This window comes from Pseudoalteromonas sp. SR45-4 (assembly GCF_014163535.1).
GTDB lineage: Bacteria > Pseudomonadota > Gammaproteobacteria > Enterobacterales > Alteromonadaceae > Pseudoalteromonas > Pseudoalteromonas nigrifaciens.
Genome location: NZ_JACJDO010000019.1, coordinates 1 through 18,326 on the forward strand (window position 1 = coordinate 1; position 18,326 = coordinate 18,326).

Genomic DNA, 18,326 nt, shown 5'->3' on the forward strand with positions numbered 1-18,326 from the left:
TCTCAAGCAGCTATTTTCAGCGCTAACTGCGTTGAATTTACTTGCAATAGGCCAGCTATTGACGCGTAAATTCGCCTTGTTTTCACTGAAAACCTCTGGCTAGAGAAAATAAAATTAAATATAACGATGATTAAATATGTTAGTAAATCTCTTAACCAGAGTTCAGGTTAAATTAGTTAGACATTAAAAAAGCCGCTCAAAATTTTGAGCGGCTTTTTTGTATCTACATTAGAGTAATAGCTATTTTTTTACTTGAGCGTCAAGCGACTCGCCATTCACATTACTCGAATCATCACTCATTAAATATAAGTAAGTAGGCATTAAGTCTTCAGGTGTTGCAAGTTTATCTCGGTCTTCACCAGGATAAGCACTAGCGCGCATTGAAGTGCGTGTAGCACCAGGGTTAATACAATTAATACGTATATTGGTTTTACCTACTTCACATGCCCATGTTTGCATCATGCCCTCTACAGCAAATTTCGAAATAGCATAAGGCCCCCAAAATTCGCGACCTTTACGGCCCACGCCAGATGATGTAAATACCACGGATGCATTTTTAGATTTGCGCAGTACCGGAAACAGCGCTTTAGTGATCATAGCTTGCGCGGTGACATTAACCTTCATTATGTTTTCAAAAGTTGACGAGCAAAAGTGCTCAAGTGGCCCTAACGTGCCTAAAATGCCCGCATTATTTAATAAACCATCAAGACAGCCAAATTGAGACTCTATCGTGGCGGCCAGATCGCGGTAGTTTTGCTTAGTTGCGCCTTTTAAATCCATAGGGACTATTGCCGGTTGTGGATAACCTGCTTTAACAATTTCATCATAAACACATTCTAGTTTATTAGTTGTTTTGCCTAGTAAAATAACAGTTGCGCCGTATTTAGCGTATGTAATTGCAGCTACTCGGCCAATTCCATCACCTGCGCCGGTGATTAAAATAACTTTATCTTTAAGTGCATTTTCAGCAGCTTGATAGGTGTTCATAAAAGTACCCATGGATGAATTTTTTTTGATTTTAACATAGCAAAACATTAAGTAATCGAATTTATTGTAAATTTAGGTGGCGAAAGTAGAAAGTTTACGTTAAGTTTAACTGGTCTAATGTCTCATTAATAAACTGATTACATTGTTTTAACTTAATATACTTAATAAACACACTATAAAAATAAGATATGTGCGGAGCCAACAATATGAAAAAAATGCTACTCTCACTCTCGGTTACAGCTGCTCTTGCAGGTTGTGGCGGCGGAGAAACGCTAGAAGATGTTAAAAACGATTCGGTTACAGTTATCCCAAAAGCGACGGTAAAGTTTGATCCCGCTAATGGGGTTATATCTGTACCCAATGATTTATTAATGAGCGGTACCCAAGATGGTACTTTAAATATTCCTGGGGAGTTAAATGACGCTAATGTGTCAATTCCTCGTGCTGCTTATGCTAACCCTCAACTTGCACTAGGTGCGCTTGATGGCTGGTCTACTCAAGTTCCTTTTAAAATAGATTTAACTTTCCCACCAAATGTAAGCCTAGATGCCACCTCTGCAGGTACACCAGGTTCAGTACGTATTTTTGAAGTAATAATGGGAGCAAGTTTAACAGATGAACAATGCTCACAAGCACCTGCAGGTGCTGCCTGTAAATTAGTAGGTGAACTACAATTTGGTGTGGACTTTATCACCCAGGCATCTGGTGATGCGGTGGCGGTTATTCCACTTAAGCCATTTAAAGCCGGCAGCTCTTATATTAATGTATTAACCACAGAGCTCAAAGACTCACAAGGGCGTGCTATTGAGCCGTCATCTACTTACGCTACAGTAAAACAAGAAGCGCCGTTAATTACGCCATCACAACTAGCGTTACAGGGGGCTGTTAATAGCTACGAAAATGTGGTTGTTAGTTCAGGCAATATTACTAAAGATGAAATTATTTTTTCTGCTGCAATGACCATGCAATCGGCAGGCCCTGTGCTTGGTACAATTAAAAAGTTATTAGCAGCGAGCCTGCAAAATCCAAATTTAACTAAACCGGTGCTGAGCATTCCAAATCAAGATATGACCACAGTAAAAGGAAAATTCAGTTATTTCCCTGATGTGTTTGCGGGCGTACAATATCAACGTGGTAGTATTAATCTACCCCAGTATTTAGGCACGCCTACAGGTAAAAAAAATAGCGATTTAAACGACACTTATTGGCAAGGCATGTGTGATAACGCAGTTGCTGTATTGGGTTATAAAGCACAAGCAGGTGCTGCATTTCCTACTGATCCAATTAGTGAAAATGACGGCGCATGTGCCGCATTAAGCGATGGAAAACTACGTGATTTAGGGTTAGATAGCACGCGTCATTTAACCAAATATAATTCTATACCAAAAGAGCAGAGTGTAGAAAAAGTACCAGTGCAAATTACCAAACCTATTTTGCCTATAATTAATGGTGTGCGCGCAAGTTTACAATTAGCACCTATTGCTATGCCTGAAAGTGGCTGGCCTGTAGTTATTATGCAGCATGGTATTACTACCAATAAAGAAACCATGCTTGCTTTAACGGCGCAGCTTTCTATTCAGGGTTTTGCCACAATTGCAATTGATCATCCGCGCCATGGCGAGCGAGGAATTGATGTAGATGCTGACGGTAACGATGACTTTAATGCAACCACAGGTTCGGTACTTAGTTATATGAATTTAAGCTCACTACTAGTTGCCCGTGATAGCTTACGTCAGTCGTCGGCTGATTTATTAGCACTAAGATTAGGTATTAATTTTTCAGGCGACCCAACTTTAAACCCACGAGATGTGAGCTATGTTGGTCACTCACTGGGTTCAATTGTAGCGCCGGCGTTTATTGCCCAAGCAAATAGCCCAATGGCTGAATCACTTGACCCACTGTTTAACGTTAATACAGTTGCGCTTGCAAGTGGCGGCGGTGGTATTGCCAGTTTCTTATTAGAATCTGCAACATTTGGCCCATTTATTCAAGGCTCGGTGTTATCACAAGCAGGTACAACCGAAGCAACTGAATTTAATGCATTTTTACAAGGTGATGCAATTTCTAACTGTGGTGCGTTACAGTCTGATATGCAAGCCTTCTTAAGCTGTGGTTACACCGAATATGCAACGGCTTTAACTATGGCTGGCGAAACGGGTAAGCTGGCAAATATTAAAGGCGTAATGACACAATTTGCTTTTGCAGCACAAACTGCACTAGATAGTGGCGACCCAACTAATTATGCCGCAACCGTTAAAGCACTCGAAACGCCTGTATATATGAACGTGGTAGTGGGCGATGGCGCAGGCAATAAGCCAGACCAAGTTATACCTCCAAGTGTTGCTAGCAATCCGCTTGCAGGTAGTTTACCACTGGCCAACTTTATGGGCTTAGAAACAGTGAGCACATCACAAGCACCTAGTGCCACGCCGTCTAGCTATTTAGTTAAATTTACAAAAGGGCATCATGGTTCAGTATTAACACCAGCGCCTAGTGAAGAGGCGGGATCGGATGCTGCAGGTAGCTTTGCTGCTAACTCTGAAATGCAATTGCAAATTGCAACTTACTTAGCCGCTCGTGGTCGTTTGTTGTTAATTACAAATAGTGATGTTGTGACCGATTAATAGCTTACAACGCAATTAAGTAACCAAAGCCACTGTTTAGTGGCTTTTTTTTGTTAAAAAGCATGCTAAATTAGCTGAAATTTATAAATGGAGAAAAGTGTTGGAATTTTTATACGAATACGGTTTGTTTTTCGCTAAAACGGTTACTTTTGTTATTGCTATAGCCATTATTTTAATGCTGATAGTTGGTGCGGCAGTTAAGCCAAAAGCTAAAAAGGGTGAAATACAAATAGATAATATATCTGAGCAACTAGATAATATTAAACAAAGCTTTTTACACAATACTTTAGGTAAAAAAGAACTTAAAGCACATCAAAAAAAGCTTAAGGCAGACAATAAAAAAAATGACAGTAAAGAGCCAAAACCGCGATTATATGTGGTTGACTTTATAGGCAGTATGGATGCACATGAAGTAGAGAGTTTAAGAGAGGAAATAACCGCTATTATTTCTATTGCAGATGCGAGCAAAGATAAAGTTCTTATTCGTTTAGAAAGTGGTGGTGGGGTAGTACATGGTTATGGGCTTGCAGCTTCACAGTTACAGCGCATTAAAAATGCAGGTATACCTTTGAGTGTTGCTATAGATAAAGTAGCAGCAAGCGGTGGTTATATGATGGCCTGTGTTGCTGATGAAATTATTGCAGCGCCATTTGCTATTGTAGGCTCGATTGGTGTAATAGCGCAAATACCTAACTTTAATAAAATATTAAAGAAAAACGATGTGGAATTTGAGCAAATAACCGCAGGCGAGTTTAAACGTACTCTTACTTTATTTGGTGAGAACACCGATAAAGCGCGTGAAAAGTTTCGTGAAGAAATTGAGCAAACTCATGGCTTATTCAAAACTTTCGTAAGCACACAGCGCCCAAGTTTAGATATAAGCTCAGTGGCTACAGGTGAGCATTGGTTTGCAACTCAAGCAATAGAGAAAGGCTTGGTGGATGTTATAAAAACCAGTGATGATGCTTTGCTTGAACAACAAGATGAGCGTCAAATTTATAAGATTAAATATAAGATTAAAAAAGGTTTAAGTGACAAGTTAGCACTTGGCTTTAGTAGTGCAGTTAATAAGGCAGGGGTTAATTTAGTTTCTAAGTTTAAATCATTAAATCCATAAATAGTGGATTACTTTAAGCTTAATTAGCTTTGGCCAATAAAAAACCCTTGAATTAATCAAGGGTTTTTTAATGCGAAGTTATTTACTAATTCATAGATTTACTTATGTTTTCTAAATCTTTCGCTGCATTTGGGTCATTATAAATAGACTCATCTAGCTGACCTTCAGATTTAGCAACCACACAGGTAACCATACAGTCACCCGTAATATTAACTGCAGTGCGGGTCATATCTAGCAATCTATCTACACCAATAATTATTGCAATACCCTCTACTGGTAGGCCTACTTGATTAAGTACCATTGCTAACATAATTAAGCCAACACCCGGTACGCCGGCCGTGCCAACAGACGCTAACGTAGCCGTTAAAATTACCATTAAGTAATCAGAAATGGTTAAGTCAACACTAAACACTTGTGCAATAAATACAGTGGCAACCCCTTGCATAATGGCAGTGCCATCCATGTTTATGGTTGCACCTAGCGGAATAGTAAATGAAGCAACAGAGTTATTAACCCCGAGTTTTTTAGTGGCTGTTTCAAGAGTAATTGGCATAGTTGCACTTGAACTTGAAGTACTAAAACCAAACAAACAGGCGTGTTTCATTTTCTTTAAGAAAATTACAGGGTTTAAACCAGTCAATAGTTTTAATAACAAACTGTAATTTACAAACGCATGTAATAATAAAGCGGCAACCACTACAAAAAAGTACTTAGCCAAGCTAACAATTAAGTTTAACTCTATGGTAGTAAATAACTTTGCCATTAAGAAAAACACCCCGTAAGGCGCAACGTTCATTAACAAAGTAACTAGTTTTAAAATTACCGTATTAAGGTCTTCAAAAACCACCGCTACGCGTTTTCCTGCATTACCACTAAGTGCCATAGCAATACCAAACAGTAATGCGAAAACAATAACTTGAAGCATATTACCTTTTGCCATAGCTTCAAAAGGGTTGGTTGGAAACATATCTATAATAACGCGCGCTAAGGTAGGTGCCTCAGATACGTCGTAACTTGCATCTGTTGGCAAGTCAATACCTACGCCAGGGCTAAACAGTAAAGCCAAAGTAATAGCCAGAGTAATAGCTAAGGCTGTGGTAATTAAATATAAACCAATTGATTTACCACCCAAGCTGCCTAATTTTTTAGGATCGCTTAAGCTACATGTGCCACACACTAAAGATACAAATACTAAAGGAACAACCAGCATTTTTAAGCTGGCAATAAATATTTGCCCACCAATGTGAAAAATTCCATCAACAAAAAAAGCTTTAATTGGCAAAGAGAATAACCCAAGTGGTATTAGGTAATCGTCTTCACCAGCTAATATAGCTTGAAATAAAAAGCCTACGGCAATACCTAATGCCATGCCTATCATTATGCGAGTTGTTAAGCTCATTGAACGTATTTTCGACATATTTCCAATCTATTTTTTATAAATTTGGCACAGCCTACCAGCATGTAAATATTTATACAGAAAAATTTATTAATAATTTAAATTTTTTTATCAAAGAAAGTATCAAAAAACTGTGATTTTAGACTAAGTTATAGGTTAACATGTGGTAAACAATACAAAGTTAATAATAATAACGCTAGGGAGAGGTTTATGCCTTTAACACGACTGCTAAGCATTATGATGCTCAGCTTTTTTATCACAGCTTGTGGTGGTGGTGGCTCACTTGAAAAGGAGGGCAGTGTAGGTGGAAATGGTGATACTTCTGGAAATGTAACAGAAAAAGCAACAATTGTTGCACTGAACTTTGAAGATAGAGTTATCACTGTTGATACACCACTTGAAGTTATTGCAACAGTTACAGATAGTAGTGGCTCCCCAGTAGTAAGACAAGAAGTGAGCTTCACAACGACTCTAGGTACATTTATTCCTTCTACAGGAAGTGCTTTAACCGACGCTAATGGTACTGCTGTTATAAAGCTCACAGCCGGAAATATTGAAGGTGCGGGTACAGTAATAGCCACTTATGCAGAAGGCTCGGATAAATTAGGGTTTTATACTATTGGAGATGAGCCGAAAAGCAGTGGTTCAAACGCTAATATAGTAATAAAAATATTGCAAAACTGCCCAGATGGGTGGTTGAATATTGCTCGAGATACTTTTGAACTAGATCCAAATTCGTGTGTTGAAAATAATAATATTTTAAATCAACAAGCAATAATATATGCAAAAATAACAAGGCCTGATACTAATGAGCCCGCAAGTAACGTTTTAGTAAATGCAACAACATCGTTAGGTACCCTACTGCCAGAGAGCTTGACTGCAAAAACTGATTCTTTTGGGGTGGCGGTTTTAAACTTGTTATCAGGAAAAAGTTCAGGTGCTGGGCAAGTAGAATTAACATCGCAGGGTGGCAGTGCAATATCATTATTTGAAATAAATGCAGTACAGGTTGATGTAAATTTAACCGCAGGGATATTACCTGGCGATATATTATCGGCAGGTTCTACAACAATTATTACCGCTGATGTTGTTGATAGTTCAGGTGCATTATTCACAACGCCGTTGGAAGTACAGTTCACCTCAGCTTGTTCTGAAGAAGCGACTCCTAAAGCAACAATTGATAACATAGTTACAAGTATTGGCGGTAAGGCTACAGCAACGTACAAAGCAGATGGCTGTAATGGTGTGGACACTATCTCTGCAACGGTTGTAACTGGAGGCAATGTAGCAACGAAAACGATTAACATTAATGTTGCTGCTGCTAAAACAGGATCTATTTCATTTATTAATGCTTCCCACCAAGTACTTGCAATAAAGGGAGTTGGCGGTCAGTCACTCACAGAAAACTCATTACTTACTTTTAAGTTACTAGATATTAATGGTAATCCAGTTGGTCAAAAACGTATAAATTTTGCTTTGTCGCAAAATTCAGGTGGCGCATCCTTAGATAACCTCTATCAGTTTACAAATAATGACGGTATTGCGACTGTCAATGTACGCTCAGGTAAATCAGCGGGTGTACTTTCTGTTATTGCATCTCATCAAGTTGAAAGTAGCACTATTTCAATAGTCTCTAATGATTTAACAGTTACTACAGGTATACCCGATCAGGATAGTTTTACGCTTGCTGTACAAACGTTTAATACGGAGTCCTTAAATCAAGCTGGCGTAATTGTTGATCTAACCGTTTATGCTGCTGATCACTTTAATAACTTTGTACCAGATAATACAGCTGTTTATTTAGCAAGCGAAGGTGGAGCAGTGGGTACAATTGATGGTGCTCAATTTAGTGACTTATTATTGTGTCGTACCATAGATGGCGTATGTACAGCACAATGGCGTAGTCAAAACCCAATACCTTATCATTATAGTATCTACAAAAATTCGGTTGCAGATAAATGTGACCGCTTTTTTGGAAAAGCAGCACCTTGTAGCTTAGGTATTAGAAAGTCGCAACTTGATTTAAATGGTAATTTAATTAGTTATCTTGATATTAAGAATGTTCCTTTAACGCTCGCAGATGCACCATTGCAAGCCCCAATTGATCACCCATTAGGTGGGCGTGTAAGCTTACTAGCATATGCAGTAGGCGAGGAATCATTTAATGATGTATCGGCAAATGGTGAATTTAATCAAGGTGAGTTTGATTCGACTTTACAGGATTTGCCCGAAGCATTTATCGATTTTAATGAAAATGGTATTTTTGATGGCAACGTATCAGCCCCTGCAGATCCAGTTGATTCAAATGGAGGGGAGAACGAGTGGTATGTTGAGCGCTCAGGTGCTTTAGATAATGGTAAATATGATGCCGGTGATTCAATATATAATGGTTTACTTTGTAGCGATAAAGCTTTAGCTGTGGGCGCTTGTACACGTGAAACTGTTAATGTACGAAGTCAGTCAGAACTAGTTATGTCTGGAAGTACTCCTTATATTAGAGCTGTGACAGCGTTAAACGATTGCACATTAACCGATGGTATTAGTTTAGAGCCTTCAGATATGGCAAATATGTGTGATATTAACCTTATTGATATTAGTGACTCAACACCTTACAGTGCAATTTCGATTACGATTTTCTTTAGTGATATTCATAATAACCCACTACCGGCAGGCACCAAAGTAACAGTAACGTCTGATAATGCAATATTGCGAGGGTTAACAGATTACACAGTTGTAAATACGGCGCAAAAGGTACCTAACTCAGTAACAGTAAATATAACGAAGGAGTCACAACCAAATGATGTTGACTCAGGATTTTTATATATTGAATTTGAAACCCCTGGGGGAGTTAAAACACAATATACTGTCATGTCTATTTTAGATGAACCTAAGCCTTAAAACGGTTTAATTATAAAAATGCCAACCATAAGGTTGGCATTTTTTGTTTCTATTCTATATATTCCCCATCAATTACTCTAAAAACACCTGTTTGTTTAAATTAAATGCAGAAATTGTTCGTTTATTCGCTTAAAACTGAAAAGTTTGTATTAAAAGCTTGTAACAATTAGTGTTTGTAGATATACCTATAAATATTCGTGCCGCTTATGTCGGCTAAACACATTTTAAAAAACTTGGTTAGAAATAGGCAACTATGGGCAAATCGCTAGTAATTGTAGAGTCACCTGCTAAGGCTAAAACAATTAATAAATATTTAGGTAATGACTTCATCGTAAAGTCCAGTATTGGACACGTGCGAGATTTACCTACTTCAGGTTCTGGAAAAAACAAAGTGCCAGCGACTAAAACGCCGGCTGAAGTGCGTAAATTACCACCTGAAGAGAAAGCAGCGTATAAAAAGCAACGAGACTATTCTAACTTAGTCGCGCGTATGGGCATTGACCCTGATAAAGGCTGGGAACCACATTACGAAATACTGCCAGGAAAAGAAAAGGTAGTACAAGAGCTTAAAAAGCTTGCCGAAAACGCTGACCAAATATACCTCGCAACGGATTTGGATAGAGAAGGGGAAGCAATTGCTTGGCACCTCCAAGAAATTATTGGCGGTGAGCCTGCAAAATATAAGCGTGTGGTTTTTAACGAAATTACAAAAAACGCAATTCAGCAAGCATTCGAAACACCCGGTGAGCTTAATACCGATATGGTATATGCGCAGCAAACACGTCGTTTTTTAGACCGTGTTGTTGGTTTTATGGTATCTCCTTTACTGTGGGCAAAAGTGGCACGTGGACTTTCGGCTGGACGTGTTCAATCGGTAGCAGTACGCTTACTCGTTGAGCGTGAACGCGAAATTAAAGCGTTTATACCTGAAGAGTTTTGGGATATTCATGCTGACGTTAAAAATGCAGAGTCAGAGTTACGCTTAGAAGTAGCCAAACAAGCAGGCAAGCCATTTAAGCCAGTAAATGAAGCTCAGGCAAGCGCAGCAGTTAAAAGCCTTGAGAATGCAGAATATAAAGTTATAAGCGTTGACGAAAAACCAAGTAAAAGTCGCCCAAGTGCGCCTTTAATCACCTCAACTATGCAACAAGCAGCCAGTACACGTTTAGGCTATGGCGTTAAAAAAACCATGATGCTAGCGCAGCGCTTGTACGAAGGCGGTTACATTACCTATATGCGTACCGACTCAACTAATCTGTCAAAAGATGCGGTTGCTATGTGTCGCGAATATGTAACAGAGCAATTTGGTGAAAAATACTTACCTAAAGATCCTATTAATTATAGCTCAAAAGGCAATGCACAAGAGGCGCATGAAGCAATTCGTCCATCTAGTGTAACTGTGCTTTCGGGGCATATTGAAGGGGTTGATGCCGATGCTAAAAAACTATATGAGCTAATTTGGCGTCAATTTGTAGCGTGCCAAATGGTACCTGCAGAATACGACTTAACGACATTAACGGTAGCAGCAAATGACTTCCAACTAAAAGCCAAAGGCCGTGTGCTACGCTTTGATGGTTGGACTAAAGTACAGCCTGCTATTCGTAAAAAGAACGAAGAAGATCAGTCTTTACCTGCAGTAACAGTAGGCGAAACATTAACGTTAATTGAACTTGACCCTAAGCAACACTTTACTAAACCGCCAGCGCGTTTTAGCGAAGCGAGTTTAGTAAAAGAGCTTGAAAAACGTGGTATTGGCCGCCCATCTACTTATGCATCTATTATTTCTACTATTCAAGATCGCGGTTATGTACGGGTTGAAAACCGTCGTTTCTTCGCTGAAAAAATGGGTGAAATAGTTACCGACCGCTTAGTAGAAAATTTTGAAGACTTAATGAACTTTGACTTTACTGCCAAAATGGAAGGTCGTTTAGATGATATCGCCGAAGGCAAGCGCATTTGGACCGAAGTACTCGATAAGTTTTATGCCGACTTTTCAACGCAATTAACTGTTGCGAAAGACGAGCCTGAAAATGGCGGAATGCGTCTTAATGAAATGGTCGAAACTGATATTGAATGTCCGACTTGTAGCCGTAAAATGGGTATCCGTACCGCATCTACTGGCGTGTTCTTAGGGTGTACTGGTTATAACTTGCCACCAAAAGAGCGTTGTACAACAACGATGAACTTAGTATCGGGCGATGAAGCAGTTGCCGCAGACAGTGCCGATGCAGAAGATCTTGAAACCGAAACATTAATGCAAATGAAACGTTGCCCAATTTGTGAAACGGCAATGGATTCATACCTAATCGACGAAACCCGTAAATTACATGTATGTGGTAATAACCCAGCATGTAGTGGCCATGTAGTTGAGCAGGGCACGTTTAAAATTAAAGGCTATGACGGGCCTCTTATTGAATGTGATAAGTGTGGCGCGGATATGGAATTAAAATCGGGACGTTTTGGTAAGTACTTTGGTTGTAATAACGATGAGTGTAAAAATACCCGTAAGTTACTTAAAAACGGTGAAGCTGCGCCGCCAAAAGAAGACCCTGTTCACATTACCGAATTAGAATGTGAAAAGTCAGATGCGTATTTTGTTTTACGTGATGGCGCTGCAGGTATTTTCTTGGCTGCAAATACCTTCCCTAAATCGCGCGAAACACGTGCGCCTAAGGTTGAAGAGTTACAACGCTTTAGAGACCGTATTTCACCTAAGTTTTATTACTTAGCCGATGCACCAGCACAAGATCCAGATGGAAACTTAGCTGTTGTACGCTACAGCCGTAAAAATAAAGAGCAGTATGTAATGACCGAAGTCGACGGTAAAGCGACCGGTTGGACTGCGCATTATGTTGCGGGTAAGTGGGTTGAAGAAGCGAAGAAAAAAGCAGCACCAAAAAAGAAAGCAGCTGCCAAAAAAGCGCCTGCTAAAACTAAGGCTAAAGCAAAAACTAAAAAAGATGATGAATAAATAATACTAATATAAGTATTTAATTTTTCTCTTTTTGAAAGCAATAAAAAACCGGAATACACTTTGAGTGTCGATTCCGGTTTTTTTATATCTAATTAAAAGTGTTCGCAACGGCTGTATTAGCAATAGACTTAATTAGACAATAAACTTAATTAAATTTTTACTGCAGAGACCTTTTTGTAGCCTTCTGATACAAGCTCATCATTCACGCACTTTAATACATAGCCATAAAGCTCTTCATTGCTTACGTCGTCATCTTTAGCCCAGTTAACACACATTTCTGTGTATTCTTTAACTGTTTCAGCTGAAGCGTCCGCCGCATCTTCTGCAACCACATTAAGTGCAGACAGTGCAAATAGAGGTGCTACGATTAATGCTAGCAATGCTTTGTTCATTTGTTTATTCCTAAAAAATGTTATGACAATTGTTATTTAAAACAAGTGTACCCAAGCCAGAACAACTCTGTTGGTATGCTGATTTTTAATCGAATTTGAAATAAAAGATAACGAAATATTTTTATCGTCAGGATAAGGAATACTAAAATTGCAATAGGCTCAACTCATTGTATTAGAATAGGAAATAAGTTAATGTTAAATTTTAATGGTAATTAGGATCATACATGGACGAATCATCAAGCTCTAAGCCAACCAAAACAAATAAAATAGAATCGGTATTGGAGTGTTTTATATTTAATGGACGTTGGTTAATAGCACCATTTTTTGTTGGGTTATTATTTGCGGTAATAGTATTATTAATAAAGTTTTTTAAGCAGCTTTACTATATGGGGAGCTCAGTATTTAGTGCGTCTAATCAAGATATGTTAGTTGCTATTCTAACATTGGTTGACACCACGCTTTTAGCTGGCTTGTTAATGATAGTTATTTTTAGCGGTTATGAGAGTTTTGTGTCTAAGCTTAAAACTAATAACCATGAAGACAGACCTGCTTGGATGGGAAAAGTTGGCTTTTCCGGTTTGAAAATGAAACTGATCAGTGCAATTGTTGCTATTTCTGCTGTGGAATTATTAAAAGTATTTTTAAACTCAGCACAATATTCATCAGATCAGCTTATATTTAAAATAGTAATCCACCTAACCTTTGTTGTTTCAGGGGTACTGTTTGCGTTTACCGATTATTTAAACTGTAAAACTAGCAGTCATTAAGTTGTAAGCTATAAAAAAGCCTGAGCGTACTCAGGCTTTTGTTTTTATATTAAATGACTTTTAGCTACATTGGGCGTAATAGCAGCCAAAACCATTCATTATTAGCTGGTTATTACTCAAAGTAGCATTGTGATGCGAAAGCGTGTCATACGCTTTAGTTATAGCTACCGGCAAACTCAATCTTGTTTGTTGCGCACTTAAATTAAATACACACAGCATTTTTTCATTATTAAGTGTTCTATAAAACGCCAGGATCGGTTCAGCCGTTTGGATAAACTCAATATCGCCTGTAATCATCACCGCTTGCGTTTTACGCCAAGCCATAAATTCACGGTACGCGTTTAAAATAGAGTTTTTATCGCTATTTTGCTCTGCTACCGATTGAGATTTGTGTGCTGTGTCTACAGGCAACCAAGGCTTATTTTCACTAAACCCAGCATAATCTACTTGCTCATTTTCCCAAGGTATTGGAGTTCTACAGCCATCACGTCCTTTAAAGTTAGGCCAAAATGTAATTCCGTAAGGGTCTTGTAAGTCTTCAAAGGCCACGTTTGCTTCGCCCAAACCTAGCTCTTCCCCTTGATACATACATACACTACCACGCAGTGAAGCGAGTAGGGCTGTAAGCATTTTACATTGGGCAGGGTTAATTTCGCCATTGTCGCTCCAACGGCTCGCAACACGTTCTACATCATGGTTACTAAACGCCCAGCAAGGCCAACCTTCAGTCATTTGCTGCTCAAGCGTTTGCACTGTTGTTCTAATGTATTCACTAGAGTAGTCATCAGTGAGTAATTCAAAGCTGTAGCCCATGTGTAGCTTATCGTCACCTTGGGTATACTGCGCCATGGTAGCGAGTGAATCTTCAGATGATATTTCACCCAATGAAACCGCACCTGGATACTTATTAAGTAAGGCACGAATATCTTGCATAAATTCGATGTTTTCTGGTTGGGTGTTGTTGTAATAGTGATACTGAAACGCGTACGGGTTATCTTCACTAAAACCGCGGCCTTGGCGCTTATCTTTTGGTTTTGCAGGATTGTCGCGTAATTGCGCATCGTGGTAGCAAAAGTTAATTGCATCGAGCCTAAAGCCATCTACACCTTTTTTCAGCCAAAATTCCACGTTATCAAGCACAGCTTGTCTAACATCTGGATTATGAAAGTTTAAATCGGGCTGCTCGGTAAAAAAGTTGTGTAAATAATACTGACCTCGGCGCGGCTCCCACTGCCATGCCGGGCCGCCAAAAATAGATAACCAATTATTAGGTGCTGTACCATCTTCTTTTGACTCAGCCCAAACATACCAATCAGACTTATCATTAGTGGTATTTTCGCGGCTATCTAAAAACCATTGATGTTGATCAGAGGTATGGCTGAGTACTTGGTCAATAATAATTTTAATATCGCGGGCATGCGCTTGTTCAATTAGCGCATCAAAATCGTTTAAATCACCAAATATTGGGTCAATATCTCGGTAGTCGCTAATATCGTAACCAAAGTCTTTCATTGGCGATTTAAAAAAAGGTGAAATCCAAATAGCATCAACACCTAAGCTTTTAATATAATCAATGCGATTAATTATCCCCTTTAAGTCACCAATACCATCATTGTTGCTATCTTGAAAGCTACGCGGATAAACCTGATAAATTACCGCACCTTTGTACCACTGCTGTTGGGCCATGCTTTTCTCCGTCATTGCACACCGTATTTCGATTACGCTAAATATGGTTTGTTAACTCACCATATAATATTTCTAAAACCATACGTGAAGCCCGTGATTTTGTAAAAATACTGCATACGTATGCAGTAAAATACACACTTTTTAAGTATTAAAAAAATCACTAAAAACCAATTAAATATTTTAAATTAGCGAGAAAACAACCTTACCAATTAAGGTTTTTAAATTGATTTATAGGTTAATTCTTATTTTAATCATTATTAACAATGGCTTGAGTTAATCGCCTCTATACTTCATTGGTCTTACCAATTGTACGCCCAACAATAAGCGTATACAGAGCAGGGAACAGCTTAAATATGGTTATTTTTATTCAGTTTAAATTTAACAACATGCTCCTTTTATTGATAAATATAATTACTTAACTAAATTTATTAAGAAATTAATGTAAAGTTATAAAAGACAATAAAAACAATGGTTTATGATGTTTCAGGTTGTTTTTATGTTAATATAATGTCAATGTGCAAGTGTTGAATACGTATGCATAAAGTTGTTAATAAAATGAAGAGAGCGTTAACATTAATCCTGACAACAAAATTAGCTCACTTTGTTTGACTATCACTCAAACAAAGCGAGGATCACACTATGGGTAACGGGAAAAACATCATGTCTATGTTCAAACCAAGTATATTAACGTTGGCATTAACAGCTGCTGGTTTATCAAGCTTTGCTACTGCTGCCGCGCAAGAAAATACAATAAAAAAAGAAGACGTTGAAATCATCGAAGTTAAAGGTTTTCGTGGCAGTTTAGTTGAGTCAATAAACACCAAACGTTTTTCTACACAGGTTGTAGAGTCAATTTCTGCTGAAGATATTGGTAAATTACCAGACTCATCTATTGCAGAATCTATTGCACGCTTACCGGGTTTAACCGCGCAGCGTCTTGATGGCCGAGCAAGTCGTGTAAGTGTGCGTGGCTTTAGCGAAAATGAAAGTGCCACTACCTTTAATGGTCGCGAGCAAGTTTCTATTGGTGACAACCGTGGTGTTGAATTTGACCTGTACCCATCAGAAATAATGAGCGGTGTAACCGTTTATAAAACGCCTAATGCAAGTCTTGATGCAGAAGGTATTGCTGGTGTAATCGACATGCAAACCGTTAAGCCTTTAAGTAAAGGTGAGCGTGTGATCATGTTTAATGGCCAATTAGAGCAAACAGGTTTTGATAAATTAAACCCTGATGGCAACGACAGTGGTTATCGCGGCACAATTTCGTACATTGACCAGTTTGCAGATGACACCATAGGTGTTGCGTTTGCTTATAATAAAATGAGTTCACCAAACCAAGAAAAACGATGGAACTCATGGGGCTACCCTGAATTTGAAGCAGCTGGCGAGCAATATTCTATATTAGGTGGTGCAAAACCTTATGTGCGCTCATCAACACTTGAACGTGATTCAGCAATGTTTGTACTTGAAGCCGCACCAACTGATCGTTTAAACATGACGTTTGATGCGCTTTATGTTGATTTTTCAGATGAGAAGATATTACGTGGTATAGAAGTACCTTTTGCATGGGGCCAAGGCACAATAGATGCTTCAAGCGCTGAAATAGATGAGTCGTCTGGTTTTATCACCAGTGCAGTTACACAAGGGCAACGAGTTGTCGTTCGTAACGATTATGAAGAACGTAATGCTGAGCTAACGCAATTTGGTTTTAACACTAAATACGATATTAATGATTCATGGTCGTTAGAGTTTGATGCCAGTGTATCTGAAGTAAAACGTGAAATTTGGAGTATCGAAAGTTACTCTGGTACAGGGCGTGGCGATGCAAATGGCGTGGCTGATAACATAGGTTATGCCTTTGATGGTGGCAATACTGGCGCGCAATTTAGTCATGAATTAGATTACAGTGATTATGATCTTATTCAATTAGGCGGCCCGTTATCTTGGGGAGCGAGTTCAGCCCTTAACGACAAATACGGTTTAATGGGCACTGCTTATGAAAACACAGCACAAGACGGTTTTATTAATGCCCCAGAAATTAACGATGAACTACAAACATTAAAGCTTGCTGCGAGCAAAGCACTCGAAAATGAGTATTTTAGTAAAGTAAGCTTTGGTGTTTCATATCGGGATCGCGAAAAAAGTAAGTTGTCTGAAGGGTATTACATGACCTTAAAAGACTTCTCGCTTGCCAATCCAGGTATGTTGGCTATTCCTGAGCAATACCGTGAAGGGTCTGCTAGCTTAGACTTTATTGGTATGGGTAACATGGTTGCCTACGATACAAACGGCTTAGTAAACGATGGCTACTACGACCTATTACAAGAAAGCCTTACAAACCAAAAGCACAAAACGCAATCTTGGACTGTTCAAGAAGAAGTAATTGCAGTATTTGCACAGCTAGATATTAACGCAGAAATTGGCTCAATTCCGGTAACGGGTAATATTGGTGCGCGTTATGTACAAACAGATCAATCATCACAAGGCTCTGCTGCTAATACAGTTAATGGCTTAGTTGTTGTAACGCCTACTGATGTTAGCCATGACTATAGCCACTTTTTACCAAGCATAAACTTATCGTTTGCAATTGATGAAGAGCAAACAATACGTTTTGGTGCAGCAAAAACAATTTCGCGCGCACGTCTTGATGAAATGAATGCATCAATAAATGCCACTTACAGCCAAACACAACCAGACGATAACGGTAATTTTTGGAGCATTTCGGGTGGTAATCCAAAGCTTGAGCCTAAAGAAGCAACAGGCTTTGACCTAAGCTACGAAAACTATTTTGATGCAGAAGGTTACTTTGCTGCAGCATTCTTCTACAAAGATATTACGCAATGGATTTTTGATGGTACCTATGATGTAGATATGACAGGTGTTGCAGACCCATCTACAGGTGAAATTCCAGCTACGTCTACCGGGACAGGCTCAGGTAAAGTAAATGGCGGTGAAGGCGACCTTTGGGGTTATGAGCTATCTTTATCATTACCATTTAGCGTATTTCATCCAAGCCTAGAAGGTTTTGGTTTAATTGCTAGCCATACAGGTGTAGAGCAAGACTTGAGTGATCAAAATGGTAACGAATATGAGTTACCAGGCTTATCAGACCAAATCGACAGCTTAACCTTTTATTATGAGCACAGCGGTTTTCAAGCACGTACCAGTATGCGCAAACGTAGTGACTTTAAAGGTGACGTATATGGTTTAGGCTTTGAAACCACTCAAGTTGATATCAAAGGCGAAACAATTTGGGATGCACAATTAGGTTATGACTTTAGCGAAGGCGGTTTTGATAGCTTAGCTGGCTTAAGTGTTACCTTCCAAGTGCAAAATATTACCGAAGAACCTTTTGTATCGCTGCAAGGTGATAACGACCTACAAATACGTGACTACCAAGATTATGGCCGTACATTTTTACTAGGCTTTAGTTATAAACTCTAGTTTTATTTAGCGTTGAAAAGCCCTTGTGATTTGCTTTA

The 18,326-nt window shown here is 38.8% G+C and carries 10 protein-coding genes; 6 read left to right on the plus strand and 4 right to left on the minus strand.

Annotated elements, in window-relative coordinates:
• Positions 1-240: 240 nt before the first annotated feature.
• The gene (locus H5058_RS09775) at positions 241-987 is read right to left on the minus strand and encodes a YciK family oxidoreductase (RefSeq protein ID WP_011328024.1); all 747 of its coding nucleotides are present in this window, start codon (positions 985-987) and stop codon (positions 241-243) included.
• A gap of 206 nt (positions 988-1,193) precedes the next feature.
• On the opposite strand from H5058_RS09775, the gene H5058_RS09780 reads away from it, so the two are divergent.
• Positions 1,194-3,611 (plus strand): VolA/Pla-1 family phospholipase, encoded by a 2,418-nt coding sequence (locus H5058_RS09780; RefSeq protein ID WP_182677890.1) that lies wholly within the window; start codon positions 1,194-1,196, stop codon positions 3,609-3,611.
• Positions 3,612-3,711: 100 nt separating this feature from the next.
• Positions 3,712-4,728 carry a protease SohB gene (gene sohB, locus H5058_RS09785; RefSeq protein WP_058374553.1) on the plus strand — a complete coding sequence of 339 codons (1,017 nt, stop codon included), beginning with the start codon at positions 3,712-3,714 and terminating at the stop codon, positions 4,726-4,728.
• Between the two features lie 85 nt (positions 4,729-4,813).
• On the opposite strand, the gene H5058_RS09790 is transcribed toward sohB, so the two are convergent.
• The gene (locus tag H5058_RS09790; protein WP_011328027.1) at positions 4,814-6,145 is read right to left on the minus strand and encodes a dicarboxylate/amino acid:cation symporter; all 1,332 of its coding nucleotides are present in this window, start codon (positions 6,143-6,145) and stop codon (positions 4,814-4,816) included.
• 189 nt (positions 6,146-6,334) lie between these two features.
• Here H5058_RS09790 and H5058_RS09795 point away from each other — a divergent pair, with 189 nt between their 5' ends.
• Entirely contained in the window at positions 6,335-9,022 is a 2,688-nt protein-coding gene (locus tag H5058_RS09795) for an Ig-like domain-containing protein (protein ID WP_182677892.1), read from the plus strand.
• A 253-nt stretch (positions 9,023-9,275) separates the two neighbouring features.
• A complete protein-coding gene (gene topA, locus H5058_RS09800) occupies positions 9,276-11,993 on the plus strand; it encodes a type I DNA topoisomerase (protein WP_182677894.1) in 2,718 nt (905 codons plus the stop codon).
• A 152-nt stretch (positions 11,994-12,145) separates the two neighbouring features.
• Here the strand turns inward: topA and H5058_RS09805 are convergent, their stop codons facing one another.
• The gene (locus H5058_RS09805; RefSeq protein ID WP_011328030.1) at positions 12,146-12,388 is read right to left on the minus strand and encodes a hypothetical protein; all 243 of its coding nucleotides are present in this window, start codon (positions 12,386-12,388) and stop codon (positions 12,146-12,148) included.
• Between the two features lie 224 nt (positions 12,389-12,612).
• Between H5058_RS09805 and H5058_RS09810 the strand changes: the two genes are divergently transcribed.
• Positions 12,613-13,155, plus strand: a complete 543-nt coding sequence (locus H5058_RS09810) for a TIGR00645 family protein (protein ID WP_011328031.1) — start codon at positions 12,613-12,615, stop codon at positions 13,153-13,155.
• A gap of 60 nt (positions 13,156-13,215) precedes the next feature.
• Here H5058_RS09810 and H5058_RS09815 read toward each other — a convergent pair whose 3' ends face one another.
• A complete protein-coding gene (locus H5058_RS09815; protein WP_182677896.1) occupies positions 13,216-14,841 on the minus strand; it encodes an alpha-glucosidase family protein in 1,626 nt (541 codons plus the stop codon).
• Positions 14,842-15,501: 660 nt separating this feature from the next.
• Here H5058_RS09815 and H5058_RS09820 point away from each other — a divergent pair.
• On the plus strand, positions 15,502-18,288 hold the full coding sequence (locus H5058_RS09820) for a TonB-dependent receptor (protein WP_182677943.1): 2,787 nt from the start codon (positions 15,502-15,504) through the stop codon (positions 18,286-18,288).
• The last annotated feature ends 38 nt before the right edge of the window (positions 18,289-18,326 follow it).

Excerpts from the sequence above, each read along its gene's own strand:
- H5058_RS09775 (WP_011328024.1), bottom strand. The coding sequence starts at position 987 with ATGAACACCTATCAAGCTGCTGAAAATGCACTTAAAGATAAAGTTATT.
- H5058_RS09780 (WP_182677890.1), top strand. The coding sequence starts at position 1,194 with ATGAAAAAAATGCTACTCTCACTCTCGGTTACAGCTGCTCTTGCAGGT.
- H5058_RS09790 (WP_011328027.1), bottom strand. The coding sequence starts at position 6,145 with ATGTCGAAAATACGTTCAATGAGCTTAACAACTCGCATAATGATAGGC.
- H5058_RS09795 (WP_182677892.1), top strand. The coding sequence starts at position 6,335 with ATGCCTTTAACACGACTGCTAAGCATTATGATGCTCAGCTTTTTTATC.
- topA (WP_182677894.1), top strand. The coding sequence starts at position 9,276 with ATGGGCAAATCGCTAGTAATTGTAGAGTCACCTGCTAAGGCTAAAACA.
- H5058_RS09805 (WP_011328030.1), bottom strand. The coding sequence starts at position 12,388 with ATGAACAAAGCATTGCTAGCATTAATCGTAGCACCTCTATTTGCACTG.
- H5058_RS09810 (WP_011328031.1), top strand. The coding sequence starts at position 12,613 with ATGGACGAATCATCAAGCTCTAAGCCAACCAAAACAAATAAAATAGAA.
- H5058_RS09815 (WP_182677896.1), bottom strand. The coding sequence starts at position 14,841 with ATGGCCCAACAGCAGTGGTACAAAGGTGCGGTAATTTATCAGGTTTAT.
- H5058_RS09820 (WP_182677943.1), top strand. The coding sequence starts at position 15,502 with ATGTCTATGTTCAAACCAAGTATATTAACGTTGGCATTAACAGCTGCT.